Annotated in this window: 16 protein-coding genes; 1 reads left to right on the top strand and 15 read right to left on the bottom strand. The window is 69.1% G+C overall.

Features of this window, described 5'->3' with window-relative positions; all coding sequences use genetic code 11:
* Positions 1–43: 43 nt before the first annotated feature.
* The 9 genes from tatA to IF655_RS18405 all read right to left on the bottom strand — a co-directional run bounded on the left by tatA (position 44) and on the right by IF655_RS18405 (position 7627).
* Entirely contained in the window at positions 44–322 is a 279-nt protein-coding gene (gene tatA / locus IF655_RS18365) for a Sec-independent protein translocase subunit TatA (RefSeq protein ID WP_199585905.1), read from the bottom strand.
* Between the two features lie 263 nt (positions 323–585).
* Entirely contained in the window at positions 586–780 is a 195-nt protein-coding gene (locus tag IF655_RS18370) for a hypothetical protein (RefSeq protein WP_199585906.1), read from the bottom strand.
* 63 nt (positions 781–843) lie between these two features.
* Positions 844–1104, bottom strand: coding sequence for a hypothetical protein (locus IF655_RS18375; RefSeq protein ID WP_199586118.1), 261 nt, complete (start codon positions 1102–1104; stop codon positions 844–846).
* Between the two features lie 59 nt (positions 1105–1163).
* The gene (locus IF655_RS18380; RefSeq protein WP_199585907.1) at positions 1164–2231 is read right to left on the bottom strand and encodes a YafY family protein; all 1068 of its coding nucleotides are present in this window, start codon (positions 2229–2231) and stop codon (positions 1164–1166) included.
* A gap of 20 nt (positions 2232–2251) precedes the next feature.
* Positions 2252–3205: a YafY family protein gene (locus tag IF655_RS18385; protein WP_199585908.1), complete on the bottom strand. Its 954-nt coding sequence runs from the start codon at positions 3203–3205 to the stop codon at positions 2252–2254.
* A gap of 173 nt (positions 3206–3378) precedes the next feature.
* Positions 3379–3759 carry an FKBP-type peptidyl-prolyl cis-trans isomerase gene (locus IF655_RS18390; protein WP_199585909.1) on the bottom strand — a complete coding sequence of 127 codons (381 nt, stop codon included), beginning with the start codon at positions 3757–3759 and terminating at the stop codon, positions 3379–3381.
* A 90-nt stretch (positions 3760–3849) separates the two neighbouring features.
* On the bottom strand, positions 3850–4851 hold the full coding sequence (locus tag IF655_RS18395; protein WP_199585910.1) for an FKBP-type peptidyl-prolyl cis-trans isomerase: 1002 nt from the start codon (positions 4849–4851) through the stop codon (positions 3850–3852).
* Positions 4852–4996: 145 nt separating this feature from the next.
* Positions 4997–6358 carry a Pup--protein ligase gene (gene pafA / locus IF655_RS18400; RefSeq protein WP_026249154.1) on the bottom strand — a complete coding sequence of 454 codons (1362 nt, stop codon included), beginning with the start codon at positions 6356–6358 and terminating at the stop codon, positions 4997–4999.
* 9 nt (positions 6359–6367) lie between these two features.
* Positions 6368–7627, bottom strand: coding sequence for an MFS transporter (locus IF655_RS18405; protein ID WP_199585911.1), 1260 nt, complete (start codon positions 7625–7627; stop codon positions 6368–6370).
* Positions 7628–7715: 88 nt separating this feature from the next.
* Between IF655_RS18405 and IF655_RS18410 the strand changes: the two genes are divergently transcribed.
* Positions 7716–8831 carry a LacI family DNA-binding transcriptional regulator gene (locus IF655_RS18410; protein WP_199585912.1) on the top strand — a complete coding sequence of 372 codons (1116 nt, stop codon included), beginning with the start codon at positions 7716–7718 and terminating at the stop codon, positions 8829–8831.
* A 101-nt stretch (positions 8832–8932) separates the two neighbouring features.
* Here IF655_RS18410 and prcA read toward each other — a convergent pair whose 3' ends face one another.
* The 6 genes from prcA to arc form a co-directional block, all read right to left on the bottom strand.
* On the bottom strand, positions 8933–9685 hold the full coding sequence (prcA, locus tag IF655_RS18415) for a proteasome subunit alpha (RefSeq protein ID WP_199585913.1): 753 nt from the start codon (positions 9683–9685) through the stop codon (positions 8933–8935).
* A 78-nt stretch (positions 9686–9763) separates the two neighbouring features.
* On the bottom strand, positions 9764–10609 hold the full coding sequence (prcB, locus tag IF655_RS18420; protein ID WP_199585914.1) for a proteasome subunit beta: 846 nt from the start codon (positions 10607–10609) through the stop codon (positions 9764–9766).
* Positions 10561–11154 (bottom strand): endonuclease VII domain-containing protein, encoded by a 594-nt coding sequence (locus IF655_RS18425; RefSeq protein ID WP_374100296.1) that lies wholly within the window; start codon positions 11152–11154, stop codon positions 10561–10563. The genes prcB and IF655_RS18425 overlap by 49 nt, the downstream gene beginning before the upstream one ends.
* A 32-nt stretch (positions 11155–11186) precedes the next feature.
* A complete protein-coding gene (locus IF655_RS18430; RefSeq protein ID WP_018549164.1) occupies positions 11187–11405 on the bottom strand; it encodes a ubiquitin-like protein Pup in 219 nt (72 codons plus the stop codon).
* Positions 11406–11572: 167 nt separating this feature from the next.
* Positions 11573–13084 (bottom strand): depupylase/deamidase Dop, encoded by a 1512-nt coding sequence (gene dop, locus IF655_RS18435; RefSeq protein ID WP_356103392.1) that lies wholly within the window; start codon positions 13082–13084, stop codon positions 11573–11575.
* 235 nt (positions 13085–13319) lie between these two features.
* The gene (arc, locus tag IF655_RS18440; protein ID WP_199585915.1) at positions 13320–15086 is read right to left on the bottom strand and encodes a proteasome ATPase; all 1767 of its coding nucleotides are present in this window, start codon (positions 15084–15086) and stop codon (positions 13320–13322) included.
* Positions 15087–15290: the final 204 nt, after the last annotated feature.

The raw sequence follows: 15290 nt of genomic DNA on the forward strand, positions 1-15290 counted from the left end.
CACGTCCTCATCTCGTGCGGCAGGCCGGGGGTCCGGCCGCGGGTCAGCGCTGGGTGGTGTCCGTGGGCTCGTTGACCGGGCGCGCGCTGTTCACGTCGCCCGGGGCGGCCTGGATGGTGCGCTGCGCGGGGGGCTGCTCGCCGGTCGGCGAACCGGCCTGGTTGCTGCCGCCCTCTTCCTTCATGGCCTTGGCCTCGCTCTTGAGGATGCGCGCGGACTTGCCGAGCGAGCGGGCCATGTCCGGAAGCTTCTTCGCGCCGAACAGCAGGATGATGACGACGAGGAGGAGAATGATCTCGGGGGCTCCGAGCCTTCCGAACATAAGTCTTTACCTTCTCACCGAGGCGGCTGGGTGGGGGCTTGTCCGACCAGTCGGGCAGGCGTCCGAGCGATCGTGGTCGCGGCGATCGTAACGCTCAGAGGTGAACGCGAAGCGATCCCCGCGCATCGTCCCGGTCCGCGATGCGAGCCTCGATCTGCGCACCGCGAGAAGCAGCGTACCTGCCCGCCCCGGTCGTCCGACAGGGAGGAGGGCCGTCCCGCCCTTGGTACGGCCGGGACCCGCGGGCCCGGGGATGGCGGACGTCACAGCGTGTCGGCGGCCCGTGCCGCGCTCACCGCGGCCCGCTCCAGGTCCTCCGCCGCCCGGCCGATGCGGTCGGCCGACCGCGCGACCTGCTCTCCCAGGCCCCGCGCCGCCAGGAACACCCGGACGGCGAGCACCCCGAGGACGACAAGACCCAGGAAACCCATGGCTACCGCGAACATCGGCCAGAACATGCCGAAGAGCCTAGACGGTTCCGGACGGCCGTCCGTGCACGGTCCCGCAGTCCACGGTCGCGCTCACGCGGTGGAGTGCAGCCGCAGGGTGCGCACCCCGCCGCCGGTCAGCAGCTCCACGATCCGCTCCCCCGCGGGCTTGCGCACCGCCGCCCCGCAGTTGGGGCAGGTGAAGGCGTAGAAGGTGGTGCGGCTGGAGGCGCCGACGGCCAGGCGCAGCGCGCTCGCCGCCAGTTCGAAGCGGCCCCGGCAGTCCGGGCAGCCCGCCTTGAACACCACCGGCACCACGCGTCGCATCCCGGCGAAGGCGGCGGCCACCGTCATCCCGACCCCTGTCCCCCGGCCACCGCCCGCCGTCCGCGCCTCCGGCACCGAAATCTCGCTCACAGCCCGTGCTCCCCCCGCTCGTACGTCCCGTCCGCGCCGCCGGACACCCCCTCGGCCGCGCCGTCGGCGCTGTCGTCGGCGTCGTAGGACTCGTACGCCGCCAGCGCCTCGCGGGCCGCCCGGCGGGCGCTGTCGGCCAGTTCGGGCGGCGAGACGATCCGGCCGTCGCGGCCGAGCCGCAGGGCGAGCCGCCTGAGCGAGGCCGGATCGGGGGTGCGCAGAGTGATACGCAGCCCGCCGTCGGGAAGCTCATCGGCGCTGTCGTGCGGGTAGTACTCGGCGACCCAGCGCCCGCCCGGGCCGACCTCGACCACGACCTCGGGATCCTCGGCGGCCGGCTGCACCAGCGCCTCGGAGAGGTCGCGGGGTGCTATCTCGGGCGGCGCGGACGGCTCGTCCAGGATGCGGATCTCCGCCACGCGGTCGAGGCGGAAGGTGCGGCGCGCCTCGGAGCGGCGGCACCACGCCTCGACGTAGGTGTGTCCGACGCTGACCAGCCGGATCGGGTCGATCTCGCGCTCGGTCAGCTCGTCGCGGGCCGGGGAGTAGTAGCGGATCCACAGCCTGCGGCGCTCGGAGATGGCGCGGTCCACGTCGGCGAAGACGCCGCCCTCGGACTCGAAGGTCACCGAGAGCCGCGAGCTGGCCCCCGCCGCGTCGCCCGCCGAGGTCTCGACCTTGGCGGTGGCGCGCAGCAGAGCCTGGCGGTCGCTCTCGCGCAGACCGGGCAGGGTGGCCACCGCGCGGGCGGCGACCAGCAGCGCGGTCGCCTCGTCGGCGGCCAGCCGCAGCGGTTCGGCGGCGTCGGCGCCCAGGGCGGCGGGGTTGTGCCACCAGATGCGCTCGCCGTCGGTGTCGATGTCGAGGAGGTCGCCGCCCCGGAAGCTGGTGCCGCACATGGGCAGCACGTCGAGGTCGGAGACCAGTTCGTCCTCGGTGATGCCGAAGGCGCGGGCCACGTCCGCGATGCGGGCGCCGGGGCGCTCGCGCAGATAGGTCACCAGGGACAGCATCCGCCGGGTCTGGTCGATGGCGCTCGCGGGCCTGACCGCTTTTCCTGCCATGGTTGTGCTCAGCTCCCCCATCAGCCCTTGGCCACGGCACGCAGCCGGTCCACCACGTCCGCGCGCAGCTCGGCGGGTTCAAGCACCACCACGTCGGGTCCGAACTCCACCAGCCAGGCGTCGAGACCGTGCCCGTACGGAATCTCCAGCTCGTCCCAGCCGTCGCCGAGGTCGCGGACCTTGACGGCCTTCGCGCGCAGCGGGTACCCGGCGCCCGAGCGCAGCCGGATCAGCGCCGAGCGGTCGGCGCTCTCGCCCGCCCACCCGGCCACAGTCTCGCGCACGGTGACGACGTCGGGCACGGGCGCGGTGAAGCCGGTGCCGCGGGCGCGGACCTTGCCGGTGATCCGGGAGAGCCTGAAGACGCGCTCGGCGCCCCGGTCGCGGTCCCAGCCCGCGAGGTACCAGTGCCCGCGCCAGCACTCGAGCGCCCACGGCTCGACGTGCCGGGGTTCGGGGTGGGCGGCGGACGCCTTGCGGTAGTCGAAGAGCACCGGGCGGCGGTCACGGCAGGCGAGCATCAGCGGCTCGAAGGCGGCCTCGTGCACCGGGATGCGCGGCTCCAGGGCGCTGTGCGCGCCGTAGGGGTCGACGTCCTCGGGCAGTCCGGCGGCGCGCAGCTTCTGCAGGGCGCCGCTGGCGGCACCGGCGAGCCGCGCCTGCTGCCAGACCTTGGCGGCGAGACCGAGGGCCGCGGCCTCCTCGGCGTCCAGGGTGATGGGCGGCAGCCGGTTGCTGTCGCCGCGGGCGAGATAGCCGACCTCGCCCTCGATGTTCTCGACGGTCTCGATGACGAGTCCCAGCTCGCGCAGATCGTCCTTGTCCCGCTCGAACATGCGGTTGAAGGCGTCGTCCGAGCCCGCTTCCAGGTACGCCTCGATGGACTCGCGCAGCTCGCGCTTGCTGAGCGGCCGCCGTGTGCCGAGCAGGCACAGCGCGAGGTTCATCAGCCGCTCGGCCTTGGCAATGGCCATCGACGCCCTTCGCCTTCCTCTGGTGCTTCCGATCGTCGACCGTACCGCCCAGCGGTGGCACGGCAAAAGCCAGAACAAAGAAGAAGGGCCATTACGGACAGCAAAGGTCATAAAAGAAGGGCCCGTACCCGGGGTACGAGCCCTTCCTCGATCAGATCCGGTCGGTCACCGGGTCAGCGCTTGTTCACGCCCACCAGGTCGCAGACGAAGATCAGGGTCTCGCCCGGGGCGATCGCGCGACCGGCACCGCGGTCGCCGTAGGCGAGGTGCGCGGGGATGGTGAGCTGGCGGCGGCCGCCGACCTTCATGCCCTGCACGCCCTTGTCCCAGCCCTGGATGACCTGGCCGACACCGAGCTGGAACTCCAGCGGCGTACCGCGGTTCCAGGAGGCGTCGAACTCCTCGCCGGTCGAGAAGGCGACACCCACGTAGTGGACCTTGACGAAGTCCTTCGCCTCGGCCACCTCGCCGTCACCCTCCCAGATCTCCTTGATCTCGAGGTCCGCCGGCGGCTCGCCGCCCGGGAAGTCGATCTCCGGCTTGTCGATGTTCACGTCAAAGCTCCTGCTTGTGTACGACACGTAACACGGACAGTCTTTCATTGCTCACGGCCGCGGCGCCCCGTACGGGGCACCCGGCACGCCCTACATCGCGGCGAGGATGTCCACCGTGAACACCAGCGTCGAGCCCTTCTTGATGTCGCCCCCGCCGGGCGGGTTGTCGCCGTAGGCGAGGTCCGGCGGGACCACGACGAGCACCCGGCTGCCGATCTTCTTCCCGGTGATCCCCTGCGCCAGACCCTTGACGACCTGCTCCATCTGCTCCACCGAGAACTGGCTCAGCCGCCCGGTGCCGTACGTCTGCTGGAACACCTTGCCGCTGTCCCACACCAGACCCTGGAACTGGCACAGCACCGTCTGGTCCTTCTTGACCGCCTGGCCGTCGCCCTCCAGTACGTAGTTCGACACCAGCTTCTTCGGCGGCGCCGACTTCGGAACGGTCACTTTCGGCGCGGCGCCGTCGGTGTTCGTGGCGACCTTCGGCAGCGCCGCGTCGTCCTGCGGGACGGCCTTGCCCTTGGCCGAGCTCTTGGAGTTGAAGGAGTCGATCACGTCGATGACGAACACCAGCGTGTCGGTGCCCTTGATCCCCGCCTGCGAGTTGCCCGACTCGCCGTACCCCCAGGTCGGCGGCACCGCGATCTCCACCCGGCTGCCGGTCTTCTTGCCCGCCAGCGCGTACCGCCAGCCGTCGATGATGCTGCCCTGCGCCAACTGGATCACCAGCGGCTGCCGGTCGTAGGAGTTGTCGAAGACCTTGCCCGAGCTCCAGATCTGACCCAGGTAGTTCGCCTGGATGAAGTCGTTCTCCGCGACCGCCCGGCCGTTGCCCGCGATGACCGTGCGCACCGCCAGGTTCTTCGACGGCTCCCCCTCGCCCTTGGCCACCGTCGGCTTCTGGCCGAACTCCTTGCCCCCCGTGATCGCCGGCAGCGGACCGTCCACGATCTTCGGCGGCGGCGCGGACGACGCCGACGGAGACGGAGACGCGCTCGCCTTGCTGGACTTCGAATCGCCGTCGCCACACCCGGCGAGCGTGACCAGTCCTGCGGGAACGGCGGCGAGGAGCAGTGAACGTCGGCGCACGGAGATGCCTCGTAATCGGTCGATCTTGCGGATTGGCGTGCGCGCAACTCTACGGCGTGAGAAGGGCGCCGTACGGGAAACGTACGGCGCCCGTGTGGCGATCCGTCAGACACCCACGGAAAACCACCCCTTCACGCGGTCGGCACTACATTCCCGCGATCAGCTTCTCCACCCGGTCGTCCACCGAACGGAACGGGTCCTTGCACAACACGGTGCGCTGCGCCTGGTCGTTGAGCTTCAGATGCACCCAGTCCACCGTGAAGTCCCGGCGCTGCTCCTGCGCGCGCCGGATGAAGTCACCGCGAAGGCGCGCCCGAGTCGTCTGCGGCGGCACCGACTTGCCCTCGAAGATCTTCAGGTCGTTGCAGATCCGCGCCGCCTGACCCTTCTTCTCCAGCAGGTAGTACAGCCCACGACGACGGTGGATGTCGTGATACGCGAGGTCTATCTGCGCGACCCGCGGATGCGACATCGTCATGTTGTGCTTCTCGCGGTACCGCTCGATGAGCTTGTACTTCATCACCCAGTCGATCTCGGTACCGATCCGGTCCAGCTCCTCGGTCTCGATCGCGTCCAGCGTGCGGCCCCACAGCTCCAGGACCTGCGCCACCGTGCCCGTACGGATACCCCGCCGGTCGCAGAAGTCGACCGCCTTGTCGAAGTACTCGCGCTGCACCTCCAGCGCGGACGCCTCGCGACCGCTGGCCAGGCGCACCTTGCGCCGCCCGGTGATGTCGTGACTCACCTCGCGGATCGCCCGGATCGGGTTCTCCAGGGTGAGGTCGCGCATCACGGTGCCCGCCTCGATCATGCGCAGCACCAGGTCCGTCGCGCCCACCTTCAGCAGCATGGTCGTCTCGGACATGTTCGAGTCGCCCACGATGACATGCAGACGCCGGTAGCGCTCGGCGTCCGCGTGCGGCTCGTCGCGGGTGTTGATGATGGGCCGCGAACGCGTCGTCGCCGACGACACGCCCTCCCAGATGTGCTCCGCGCGCTGGCTGACGCAGTACACCGCGCCCCGCGGCGTCTGGAGCACCTTGCCCGCGCCGCACAGCAACTGCCTCGTCACCAGGAACGGGATGAGAATGTCCGCGAGGCGGGAGAACTCACCGTGCCGGGCCACCAGATAGTTCTCGTGGCACCCGTACGAATTGCCCGCCGAGTCGGTGTTGTTCTTGAAAAGGTAGACGTCGCCCGCGATTCCCTCCTCGTGCAGGCGTCGTTCCGCGTCCACCAGGAGTCCTTCGAGAATGCGCTCGCCAGCCTTGTCGTGAGTGACCAGCTCGGTCACATTGTCACACTCGGGTGTCGCGTATTCCGGATGTGAGCCCACGTCGAGATACAGCCGGGCGCCGTTTCGCAGAAAGACATTGCTGCTGCGACCCCATGACACGACACGGCGGAAGAGGTACCGCGCCACCTCGTCAGGAGACAGTCGCCGCTGTCCCCTGAACGTGCACGTGACGCCGTACTCGTTCTCCAGCCCGAAAATGCGGCGGTCCATGCATGAACATTACGCCCGATCCCCTGAACTGAAACGGGGTTGGGCAGCACGATTCGGATCATTTTCCGAGGACACCACCACGACCCCGCCCACCGCCGGGCCCGTCAGCACCCGCCCCGTGGCCAGCAGGACCAGCAACGACACGGCCCCCGCCACACCCGGCAGCGCGAAACCCCACAGCGCCCCGCCCGCCTCCACCACCGGACCGGCAAGACCCGTACCCACCGACGCACCCACCACGAACGTCGTCACCAGCCACGAGAAAGCCTCCGTCACCGTCCCCGCCGGAGCATGCCGGTCCACGATCACGAACGCACACGCGATGCACGGCGCCAGGAACACCCCCGCCAGCACCGACAGCAGCACCATCCACGCCGGACCAGGCATCAGCGTGAGCGGCACGTAACACACCGCCAGCAGCGCCACCAGCACCCGCAGCCGCCGCTCCGGCGCCCCCGCCCAGCGCCGCGCCCCGTACACCGTGCCGCCCACCAGCGCGCCCAGACCGACCCCCGCCATCATCCAGCCGTACACCGCGTCACCCCCGTGACCGTCCGCGTACGACACCGCCGCCACCGCGATCGACCCCATCGCGATCCCCACGAACAAAAACGCCGCCAGCAGCGCCAGCAGCCCGGGCGACCGCAGCGCCCCCAGCCAGTGCGCTTCCCTCGGCTCCGAACGCCACTGACGCGACGGCCGCGAAAGCACCACCGACAGCGCCCCGAGCACCCCCAGTCCGTTCAGCACCAGCAGCGCCGCCCGCTCCGACCACAGCGACACGCACAACGTCACCAGCAGCGGACCCGCCGTGAACATGACCTCCTGCGCCACCGCGTCCAGCGCGTACGCCGTGTGCACCTGGTCCTCCCGGCGCAGCACCGACGGCCACAACGCCCGCAACCCGCCCTCCAGCGGCGGCGTGAACAGCCCCGACGCCGCCACCAGGACATACGCCAGCGGCAGCGGACCGATCCCCACGAAGGCGAACCCCACCATGGCCAGCGCGGAGAGCACCGCCGCCGGCAACTGCACCCGGGGCTGCCCATGGACGTCCACCAGACGGCCCAGCAGCGGCTGCCCCACCGCGTTCGCCACCCCGTACACCGCCGCCAGCGCCCCCGCCAGGCTGTACGAACCCCCCTCGGCCCGCACGAACAGCAACAGCGCGATCGACGCCACCGCGTTGGGCAAACGGCCCACCAGGGTGCCGGTCAGCAGCCGCATCGCGTGTCTCGCCCGCAGGATCTCCAGATACCCCGTCGCCATGTGCCGCCCAGCCGCCCTTCGCCCAGCCCCTCCGGGCCGCCTCGACGCCTCCGAAGTGTTACGTATAACTAACGCATTCATACGTACCATGTGCGCTGTTCACCCGTCCACACGAAGGAGCAGGCCCACGGTGGCACGCAGCAGCAGCACGCGCCCGACCAGCCGTGACGTGGCCCAGGCCGCCGGAGTCTCCCAGGCCGCCGTCTCCCTCGTCCTCGGCGACAAATGGCGCGGCCGCGTCTCCGAGACCACCGCCGAACGCGTCCGCGAAGCCGCCCGCGCCCTCGGCTACCGCCCCAACCTCGCCGCCCGCAACCTCCGCCTCGGCAGCACCCGCACCGTCCTCCTCGTCGTCCCCGCCCTCACCACCGAATTCTTCGCAGGCGTCTACACCGGCGCCGCCCGCGTCGCCGCCACCCACGGCTTCGGCGTCGTCCTCTACCCCTCCCCCGAAGGCGTCGGACCGGCCCACCCGTCTCCCACCACCGCCCTCAAAGGAAGGCCCTTGCGGGCCGCCCCCATCCCAGACCCCTTCGCCTCTGCCGAAGCCGCCCTCGACGGCGTCATCGCCTCCTCCATGGCCGCCGACGCCCTCACCGCCATCCGCGGCGACCAACTCCCCCTCGTCATGCTCGACAGCGACCCCCACGGCAGCCTCGGCGCCGCCACCGTCAACCTCGACATCGCCGACGGCGTCCGCCAGGTCGCCGAACACCTCCTCGCCCTCGGCCACCGCCACGTCCTCCACCTCGCCGCCGACATCCCCTCCTGGACCTTCCGCGCCCGCGCCCGCGAACTCGCCGACCGCCTCGCCGCCGTACCCGGCACCCGGCTGCGCACCGCCACCGCCCCCATCACCATCGACGACGCCCGCGCCGCCACCGAAACCGCCCTCACCGCACCAGGACCCCGCCCCACCGCCGTCGTCTGCGACGACGACAAACTCGCCGCGGGCGCCTACAAAGCCCTGCGCCGCCTCGGACTCCGCGTCCCCGACGACATCTCCGTCACCGGCCTCGACGACCTCGCCCTCGCCACCGCCATCGACCCCGAACTCACCACCGTCCGCCTCGACGCCGAACTCTTCGGCGAACGCGGCATGGAAGCCCTCCTCGCCGTCCTGGACGGCCGCGCACCCGCCGGTGGCGACATCCCCGTCCAGCTCGTCGTACGCGGCTCCACAGGCCCCGCCAGAGACGCCTAGCGGGCCACCACCGGACAACCGGCGCCCCGAACACGGAAAAACCCCGGCCGGAGAACCGGCCGGGGCACACCCGCCTCGCACACCTGGAGGTCGCGGGAAACTCACTCCTCCTCGGAGTCGTCCTCCCCCGCACTCTTCGACAGCGTCGACGCACCGTCCCCCGCCAGCAGACGGTCGAGCTGACGACCCACGATCCGCTTGAACTTCCGCTTCTGCGGACGCGTACGGTCCAGCACCGCCACCTCAAGACGCTCGGCCGGGATCTCCCGCTCGCTGCCGTTGGTGTCCCGCGACAGCGCCTGCACCGCCAGCTTCAACGCCTCCGCCAGCGTCATCCCGTCCCGGTGCCGCTGATCCAGGAACGTACTGATCTGCTCCGCGTTGCCACCCACCGCGACCGAACCGTGCTCGTCCACGATGGAACCGTCGTGCGGCAGCCGGTAGATCTGATCGCCGTCCGGCGTCTCACCGACCTCCGCCACCACCAGCTCCACCTCGTACGGCTTCTCGGCCGCCGAGGAGAAGATCGTGCCCAGCGTCTGCGCGTACACGTTCGCCAGACCGCGCGCGGTCACGTCGTCACGGTCGTAGGTGTAACCACGCAGATCCGCGTAGCGCACACCACCGATGCGCAGGTTCTCGTACTCGTTGTACTTACCGGCGGCCGCGAAACCGATCCGGTCGTAGATCTCGCTGAACTTGTGCAGCGCACGGGACGGGTTCTCACCGACGAACACGATGCCGTCGGCGTACTGCATGACCACCAGGCTGCGACCGCGCGCGATGCCCTTGCGGGCGTACTCCGCGCGGTCCGCCATGGCCTGCTGGGGTGAGACATAGAACGGCGTCGACACCGGTTATCCGTCCCTTTCTGTCATGGTCACTGGATCACCTCGGATGAAGAAGACCGGCCGGGAGCACCCGGCCCGCGCTCAGAGCAGCGCGGCCCGCGGGCCGTCCGGCTCCTCGAGACGCCGCTGGAGCACCGCGCGGGAGATCTCCGACGCCTCCTCCTCGGTCAGCCTGCGGAAACCGTCGTCGGTGATCACGGTGATGATCGGGTAGATCCGGCGGGCGACGTCGGGTCCACCGGTCGCCGAGTCGTCGTCGGCCGCGTCGTACAGCGCCTGCACGACCAGAGTGGTGGCCTGCTCCTCGGTCAGGTCGTCCCGGAACAGCTTCTTCATCGCACCCCGCGCGAAGACCGAGCCGGAGCCCGTCGCCGCGAAGTTGTGCTCCTCGGAGCGGCCGCCGGTGACGTCGTAGGAGAAGATGCGGCCCTTCTCCCGGTCCAGGTCGTACCCCGCGAACAGCGGGACCACGGCCAGACCCTGCATGGCCATGCCCAGGTTGGAGCGGATCATGGTCGACAGGCGGTTCGCCTTGCCCTCCAGCGACAACTGGGCGCCCTCGACCTTCTCGAAGTGCTCCAGCTCCAACTGGAAGAGCTTCACCATCTCCACGGCGAGACCGGCGGTACCGGCGATACCGACGGCCGAGTGCTCGTCCGCCGGGAACACCTTCTCGATGTCCCGCTGCGCGATGACGTTGCCCATGGTCGCCCGGCGGTCACCGGCCAGCACGACGCCCCCCGGGAACGTCACGGCCACGATGGTCGTCCCGTGCGGAGCCTCGATCACCCCCTGCATGGGCGGCAAGGTCCGCTTACCGGGCAGCAGCTCGGGCTGGTGGTCGGACAAGAAGTCCATGAAGGAGGACGACCCAGGCGTCAGGAAGGCAGCCGGTAGACGCCCGGTGCTACGAGTGTTGGCTTCCACGCGTTTCCTTCCACGTATTCGGCAGCCCGCCTTATGACATCGGGCCGATCCTTGAACTGCCCCAGCGCGGCATTGCAACTGAAGCACAGTACGCCTCGGACCCTACCCGTCTCATGGCAGTGATCCACATGCGCAGGCGGAGCGGAAAGACAGATGCAGCAGACACCGCCTTGCGAGGCGATTAGTTCATCGCGCTCAGCCTCGGTGATTCCGTACTGGCGCTTCAGGTGCCCCTGCCGCCCCTGGACGACCCGGCATGACTTGCAGCGGGTCGACAGGCCGTCGGACGCAGTGGCGTTGCGATGCCACTCGCTGTGCGGCTTGATCTGACCACACGTCCGGCAGTACTTGTGCCCGTTCGGCACATCCACTCGAGGCCGAACGTTGCGACCCTTGGCCACCTGACGTGCCTGGTGGTAAGCGGCCGAGCACTCCCTGCAGTAGGCCTGCAAGCCATCCCGCATCGCCTTGTTTCGTGCGAACGCTGCTCGCGGCTTGAGCTCCGCACACCGCGGGCAGCGTTTCACACCTTCTTCAATTGCCAACCCTGACGCCCCCCGAACCTTCGATCTAAAGGCTACTCGCCGCCTTTTTGAACGAAGCTCCGAACGAAATCCTCGGCATTAGCCTCGAGGACGTCATCAATCTCGTCGAGGACGTCGTCCACGTCGTCGCTCAGCTTTTCCTGGCGCTCCTTGAGGTCCTCGGAGCCCTGTGCGTCCTGTGTCTGCTCCTCGACCTCTTCGGTGGAGCGTGTGGCCTTCTGCTGGCCGCCGCCGGTGTCCTTGGTTGCCATAACCCTCACCCCGCTCAGTTCGCCGTTCGGTGATGATCAGACCCTACAAGCCGGGTCCGACATCGGCCCCGTAGTTCAGGGAACGTACGGGGGCCATCTCGATGATTCCCTGACGCCGGGTTTTCCACCCTGCGAAGAGAACCCAATCAATGCCCCTAGCAGGGGTTTCAATTGCCGGAGAGCACCCTGACCAGCTCGTCCGCCGTGCGGCAGCGGTCCAGCAGCTCCTTGACGTGATTTCGCGTTCCGCGAAGCGGTTCCAGGGTCGGCACCCGCTGGAGCGAGTCGCGTCCCGGCAGGTCGAAGATGACCGAGTCCCAGGACGCCGCGGCGACGTCGTCCGCGTACTGCTCAAGGCAGCGCCCGCGGAAGTACGCCCGGGTGTCCTCCGGCGGCGCCGTGCGCGCCCGCTCGACCTCGTCGTCGGTCAGGAGCCGCTTGATGCGTCCCCGGGCCGCCAGCCGGTTGTACAGCCCCTTCTCGGGGCGTACGTCGGCGTACTGGAGGTCGACCAGGTGGAGGCGGGCGGCGTCCCAGTCGAGGTTGTCGCGGCGGCGGTAGCCCTCCATCAGCTCCCGCTTGGCGACCCAGTCCAGCTCGCCCGCCAGGCTCATCGGGTCGTTCTCGAGCCGGGTGAGGGTGTCCTCCCACCGGGCGAGGACGTCCTTGGTCTGCTCGTCGGCGTCGGCGCCGTACCGCTCCTCGACGTACTTGCGCGACAGCTCGAAGTACTCCATCTGCAACTGGACCGCGGTGAGCGTGCGGCCGCTGCGCAGGGTGACGAGGTGCTTGAGCGAGGGGTCGTGCGAGACCTGGTGGAGCGTGCGTACGGGCTGGTCGACGGCGAGGTCCACCGCGATGAAGCCGTCCTCGATCATGGAGAGGACCAGCGCCGTGGTGCCGAGCTTGAGATAGGTCGAGATCTCGGAGAGGTTGGCGTCGCCGATGATCACGTGCAGTCGGCGGTACTTCTCCGCGTCCGCGTGGGGTTCGTCGCGGGTGTTGATGATGGGCCGCTTGAGAGTGGTCTCCAGTCCGACCTCGACCTCGAAGTAGTCGGCGCGCTGGCTGAGCTGGAAGCCGTGTTCGTGGCCGTCCTGTCCGATGCCGACGCGTCCGGCGCCCGCGAAGACCTGGCGGGAGACGAAGAAGGGCGTCAGGTGGCGCACGATGTCCGAGAAGGCGGTCTCCCGCTTCATCAGGTAGTTCTCGTGCGTGCCGTAGGAGGCGCCCTTGTTGTCGGTGTTGTTCTTGTAGAGGTGGATGGGCTGGGCGCCGGGCAGCGCGGCGGCCCGCTCGGCGGCCTCGGCCATGATGCGTTCGCCCGCCTTGTCCCACAGGACGGCGTCGCGCGGGTTGGTGACCTCGGGGGCGCTGTACTCGGGGTGGGCGTGGTCGACGTAGAGGCGGGCGCCGTTGGTGAGGATGACGTTGGCGAGGCCGATGTCCTCGTCGGTGAGCTGGCTGGAGTCGGCGGCCTCCCGTGCGAGGTCGAAGCCGCGCGCGTCGCGCAGCGGGTTCTCCTCCTCGAAGTCCCAGCGGGCCCGGCGGGCCCGGTGCATCGCCGCCGCGTAGGCGTTGACGATCTGGGACGAGGTGAGCATGGCATTGGCGTTGGGGTGGCCGGGGACGGAGATGCCGTACTCCGTCTCGATGCCCATTACTCGCCGTACGGTCATGCGGCCCTCCTTGCCCGGCGGCGCCCTCGGTGGTGGGCGCCGCTCGCGTACCGCTGGCGCTCCGGTGCGTGTGCGGTGCCCGTCCCCGCACTGCGCGACTCGGCGGTAGGAAAGAGCCTAGAACGCCTTTGCGCTGGTGTGGAGATCATTTGCGTCATTGCCTGCTGCGGTGGCGGTCCGGAAAGCAGGCGGCTGCGGGTGCCCGACGTGGGGCACCCGCAGCCGGCCGGCCTTTTTACAGGTACTGACCGGTGTTCGCCACCGTGTCGATGGAGCGTCCGGTGTCCGCGCCCTGCTTTCCGGTGATGAGGGTGCGGATGTAGACGATCCGCTCGCCCTTCTTTCCGGAGATGCGGGCCCAGTCGTCCGGGTTGGTGGTGTTGGGCAGGTCCTCGTTCTCCTTGAACTCGTCCACGCATGCCTGGAGGAGGTGGGAGACGCGGAGGCCCTTCTGGGTCTTTTCGAGGAAGTCCTTGATCGCCATCTTCTTGGCGCGGCCCACGATGTTCTCGATCATGGCGCCGGAATTGAAGTCCTTGAAGTACAGGACTTCCTTGTCGCCATTGGCGTAGGTGACTTCCAGGAAGCGGTTTTCCTCGGATTCGGCGTACATCTGCTCGACCGCTGTCTGGATCATGCTCTGGACGGTGGTCGTCCTGTCGCCGCCGTGCTCGCCGAGGTCGTCGGCGTGCAGGGGGAGGCGCTCGGTGAGGTACTTGCCGAAGATGTCCTTGGCGGCTTCGGCGTCCGGGCGCTCGATCTTGATCTTCACGTCGAGGCGGCCGGGGCGCAGGATGGCGGGGTCGATCATGTCCTCGCGGTTGGAGGCGCCGATCACGACCACGTTCTGCAGTCCCTCCACACCGTCGATCTCGGCGAGGAGCTGGGGGACGATGGTGTTCTCCACGTCCGAGCTGACGCCGGAGCCGCGGGTGCGGAAGAGGGATTCCATCTCGTCGAAGAAGACGATGACGGGGGTACCCTCGCTGGCCTTCTCGCGGGCTCGCTGGAAGACGAGCCGGATCTGGCGTTCGGTCTCGCCCACGTACTTGTTGAGGAGTTCGGGGCCCTTGATGTTGAGGAAGAAGCTCTTGCCGGCGGCTTGTCCGGTGACCTCGGCGACCTTCTTGGCCAGCGAGTTGGCGACGGCCTTGGCGATGAGCGTCTTGCCGCATCCGGGGGGGCCGTAGAGGAGGACTCCCTTGGGCGGGCGGAGTTCGTGCTCCTTGAACAGGTCGGGGTAGAGGTACGGCAGCTCGACCGCGTCGCGGATGGCCTCGATCTGGCCGCCGAGTCCGCCGATCTGCTCGTAGCCGATGTCGGGGACCTCTTCGAGGACGAGTTCCTCGACCTCGCTCTTGGGCACGACTTCGTAGACGTATCCGGAGCGGGGTTCGAGCAGGAGGGCGTCGCCGGGGCGGATGGTGATGCCCCGCAGGGGTTCGGCGAGCCGGACCACCCGTTCCTCGTCGGTGTGGCCCAGCACCAGGGCGCGTTCGCCGTCCTCGAGGATCTCCTTGAGGGTGACGATGTCGCCGACGCTCTCGAACTCCATGGCCTCGACCACGTTGAGAGCTTCGTTGAGCATCAGCTCCTGGCCGCGCCTGAGTTCGTCGAGTTCGACGCTGGGGCTCACGTTCACGCGGAGTTTGCGGCCGCCGGTGAAGATGTCGGCGGTGCCGTCCTCGTTGGCCTGGAGGAAGACTCCGAAGCCTGCGGGGGGCTGGGCGAGCCGGTCGACCTCTTCCTTGAGGGCCACGATCTGGTCGCGTGCCTCACGGAGTGTGTTGGCCAGGCGTTCGTTCTGCGCGGAGACGCCGGCCAGGTTGGTCTGCAGCTCGACGATCCGCTCCTCGAGAATCCTCGTGTGCCGCGGAGAGTCGGCGAGCTTGCGTCGCAGGACGGCGATCTCCTGCTCAAGGTAGGCGATCTGCCCGGCCGGGTCGTCGGACCCTCGTCCCGGGCGGATGCCGCGGTTCATGTCGTCGTCGTGGGCTGCCACGGTCCTCACCTCCTCCAAGGGGAGCTGGACGCTTCCAGACCCTACCTGGGTGGGTGTCGATTGAAACCCCTAGATCACAAAGACTGTCAAGGTGTGTCGTCGGTCACCCGGTGCGCTCCCTCTCGCACGGAGGGGATACCCACTCAACGTGATTCGGAAGCCGCTTGTTCCGTGCCGGGTGTGGTCAAGACCCTTCAGGAGTGG

It is taken from the genome of Streptomyces sp. DSM 110735, from assembly GCF_016482685.1.
Taxonomy (GTDB): Bacteria; Actinomycetota; Actinomycetes; order Streptomycetales; family Streptomycetaceae; genus Streptomyces.

Bases quoted from the DNA above. Each gene is read 5' to 3' on its own strand.
- IF655_RS18405 (WP_199585911.1), bottom strand. From the start codon at position 7,627: ATGGCGACGGGGTATCTGGAGATCCTGCGGGCGAGACACGCGATGCGG.
- IF655_RS18385 (WP_199585908.1), bottom strand. From the start codon at position 3,205: ATGGCCATTGCCAAGGCCGAGCGGCTGATGAACCTCGCGCTGTGCCTG.
- IF655_RS18410 (WP_199585912.1), top strand. From the start codon at position 7,716: ATGTGCGCTGTTCACCCGTCCACACGAAGGAGCAGGCCCACGGTGGCA.
- IF655_RS18370 (WP_199585906.1), bottom strand. From the start codon at position 780: ATGTTCTGGCCGATGTTCGCGGTAGCCATGGGTTTCCTGGGTCTTGTC.
- IF655_RS18430 (WP_018549164.1), bottom strand. From the start codon at position 11,405: ATGGCAACCAAGGACACCGGCGGCGGCCAGCAGAAGGCCACACGCTCC.
- IF655_RS18375 (WP_199586118.1), bottom strand. From the start codon at position 1,104: ATGACGGTGGCCGCCGCCTTCGCCGGGATGCGACGCGTGGTGCCGGTG.
- IF655_RS18380 (WP_199585907.1), bottom strand. From the start codon at position 2,231: ATGGCAGGAAAAGCGGTCAGGCCCGCGAGCGCCATCGACCAGACCCGG.
- pafA (WP_026249154.1), bottom strand. From the start codon at position 6,358: ATGGACCGCCGCATTTTCGGGCTGGAGAACGAGTACGGCGTCACGTGC.
- dop (WP_356103392.1), bottom strand. From the start codon at position 13,084: ATGACCGTACGGCGAGTAATGGGCATCGAGACGGAGTACGGCATCTCC.
- tatA (WP_199585905.1), bottom strand. From the start codon at position 322: ATGTTCGGAAGGCTCGGAGCCCCCGAGATCATTCTCCTCCTCGTCGTC.